This is a genomic window from Halorubrum sp. SP3 (assembly GCF_005435195.1).
Classification (GTDB): domain Archaea; phylum Halobacteriota; class Halobacteria; order Halobacteriales; family Haloferacaceae; genus Halorubrum; species Halorubrum sodomense.
Window position 1 is genome coordinate 1 of sequence record NZ_SGTU01000679.1, and the last position, 243, is coordinate 243.

General features: G+C 65.8%; 2 pseudogenes. Both read left to right on the top strand.

The annotated features are described in order from the left end of the window. Positions 1-157 (top strand): annotated as a pseudogene (locus tag EXE42_RS17935) (replication factor A); the annotation flags it as partial. Between the two features lies 1 nt (position 158). After that, positions 159-243 (top strand): annotated as a pseudogene (locus tag EXE42_RS17940) (DNA-binding protein); the annotation flags it as partial.

Consider the following 243-nt stretch of genomic DNA (forward strand, 5'->3'; position numbering starts at 1 on the left):
CACCACCGTCGTCGCCGAGGAGATGGGCGAGGACGTGCTCGGGCGCTACTACCGGGTCACCGGCCCCACCTTCGGCCGGTACGTTCTGGTCGACGAGATGGAGGATCCCGGCACCGTCGACGTTGAAAGCGCGCTGATCGAAGCGAGGTCGATCTGAAATGAGCCAGTCAGCACCCACCCGAGAGGTCGCCCGGCGCGTGTTCGCGAGCGAGTTCAACGACGCCGGCTACACGTTCACCGAGT